Origin of the sequence: Acidiphilium sp. JA12-A1 (assembly GCF_000724705.2) — a bacterium.
Classification (GTDB): domain Bacteria; phylum Pseudomonadota; class Alphaproteobacteria; order Acetobacterales; family Acetobacteraceae; genus Acidiphilium; species Acidiphilium multivorum.
Genome location: NZ_JFHO01000170.1, coordinates 1 through 2,468 on the forward strand (window position 1 = coordinate 1; position 2,468 = coordinate 2,468).

Annotated in this window: 1 protein-coding gene and 1 pseudogene; both read left to right on the plus strand. The window is 77.1% G+C overall.

The features are described 5' to 3' along the window. A partial coding sequence (locus tag RT91_RS18965; protein WP_240314364.1) for a tetratricopeptide repeat protein occupies positions 1–1,770 on the plus strand: 1,770 nt, incomplete at its 5' end. After that, positions 1,754–2,468: pseudogene (locus RT91_RS18970) on the plus strand (hypothetical protein); the annotation flags it as partial. The gene RT91_RS18965 and the pseudogene RT91_RS18970, both read left to right, overlap by 17 nt.

A 2,468-nucleotide genomic window follows, 5' to 3' on the forward strand; every position in this document is an offset into this window, starting at 1 on the left:
CTGCTGGACCATCTGGCGGCGCTTTCGCCGCCCAGGGCCCTCCGCCGGGCGCGGCGCCTCGCCGCCGCCGGCGCGCGGGCGCGGGCGGCGCGGCTCTACAGCGTCGCCGCCGCCGCCGGCCTTGTCGAGGCGCAGAACGAGGTGGCGCACGCCTATCTCGCCGGCACCCTGTTCCCGCGTAACCCGGCCGAGGCCGCGCGCTGGTTCCGCGCCGCGGCCGAGGCCGGCCACGTGCCGAGCCAGTGCCGCCTCGCCAGCCTGCACCTGCAGGGGCTGCGCGCCGCCGCGTCCGGCCCCGGCCTGTTCCCGGACGATCACTGGGCCGCCGATGACGCCCCCGGCGCCGACTATCCGGCGGCCCTGGCCTGGGCCCGCAAGGCGGCGGACTCCGGCTCGGCGGACGGCCAGTCCCTGCTCGGCTTCATCCTCGCCAACGGCCCCGAGGGCATTCTCGACCGCGACGCCGCGCTCGACTGGTACCGCAAATCCGCCGCGCAGGACTGGCCGCAGGGCCATCTCGGCCTCGGCATGCTGCTGATGTCCCGCGCCGACACGGCGGAAAAGACGATCGAGGCGATGGCCCCGATCGAGCGCGCCGCCGAGGCCGGCCTGCCCACCGCGCATTTCCTGCTCGGCGTCATCCACGAGCAGGCGGTCGGCGTCCTGCCCGATCCGTCGCGCGCCCTGATGCACTACCGCAAGGCGGCGATCCACGGCATCCGCAACGCCCAGGCGAAGCTCGGCGCCATGCTGCTCGCCGGCAGCGGCTGCGCGCCGGACCCGGTCGAGGGCGAATCCTGGCTCCGCCGCGCCGCCGTCGCCGGCGATCCCGAGGCCGCCGCCCTGGTCGGCGATCTCTACGCCCGCGGCGGCGACCTGCCGCCGAACTACGCCGAGGCGGCGATCTGGTTCCGCACCGCAGCCGAGGCCGGCCACCGCACCGCCGCCCGCGCCCTCGGCATGCTCTACCTCACCGGCGCCGGCGTCGTGCGCGATGCCGACGAGGCGGCGCGCTGGCTCGCCCGCGCCGCCAGCGGGGGCGATGCCGCCGCCCAGGCCAACCTCGCCAACCTCATCCTCCACCGCCAGGTCCGCAGCGCCTCGGTCGATGGCCTGCCGATCCACGAATGGTTCGAGCGCGCGGCGGGCTCCGGCGACGCGATCGGCGCCTTCAACTACGCCGTCTGCCTCACCGAGGGCATCGGCGTCGCGCGCGACGAGGCGAAGGGGGCGATGTGGCTGCGCCGTGCCGCCGAAAACATCGTCAACGCGCAGTACTGGTATGGCCGCATGCTGCTGGAGGGCAGGGGCGTTCCCGCCGATCCCGAGGCCGCCTATGGCTGGATCAGCCGCGCCGCCGACACCGGCATGACCGACGCCCTGGCGCTCCAGGCCGAGATGAAGCTGCATGGCCGCGGCACCGCGCGCGACCATGCGGGCGCGCGCGACCTCTTTCTCCGCGTCGCCGAAACCGGCCATCCCGGCGCCATGTTCGCCCTCGGCGCCCTGCATGGCGGCGGGCACGACATTCCGGTCGACCGTGCGGCGGCGCTGCACTGGTATCGCCGCGCCGCCGAGGCGAACCACCCGCTCGCCCAGCTCATGCTCGGCCGCTGGCTGCGCAAGGGGCTGGCCGGCCCGCCCGAACCGGCGGAGGCCGAAACCTGGCTCCGCCGCGCCCTCGCCCAGGGCGTCGAGGAGGCGCGGTCCGACCTTGTAGACCTTGCCGCCGGGCCGGAACCCGCCGCCAGCCGTGCCGCCGGGGACTGACGCCGCCTTCGCGCGCGTGCGCGACCGCCGCAACGACGAGGCGGTGGACGCCTGGCGCCGCGCCCGCCTCGCCATCGCCGCCGGCGATCCGGCGGAGGCGGCGTTCTGGCTCGACCGCGTCTGCCGCCTCGCGCCGGATGACGGCCGCCCGCGTTACGAGCGCGCCCTCCTGCGCGCCGCGACCGGCGATCCCGAGGCCGCCGCCGCCCTCGCCGACATCGCCACCCGCTTCGACCATGCCGGGGCCTGGATCGCGCTCGCCCGCCTGCGCCATGCCGCCGGCGCGCATGACGAGGCCGCCGCCGCTCTCGCCGAACTCCTCGCCCGCCACGAGGTTCCGCCGGCGCTCGACGATGGCGGCCGGTTCGAAACCCTCGCCACCGCCATCGCCCGCGCCGCCGGGTTCGCCGGCTGGCGCGGCATCGCCGAGGGCCGGCGCGTCGGCGACGGTCCGGACGGCGCGAATCTGCTCGGCGCGCCCGACCTCGCCGCGATCCGCCATCACGACGGCATCGCCATGCCGGCGGGGCAGGGGATCGAGGGCTGGGTCGCCCATCCCGCGCCCCTGGCCGGGTGCCGCGCCTCACCCTGGTCGACCGCGCCGGCACCCGCCGCGCCCTCACCCCGCGCCGCCGCCTCGGCCCGTCCGACCAGCGGCCCTTSGTCGAGCGCCACGGCTTCCGCATCGGCCCGGCGCG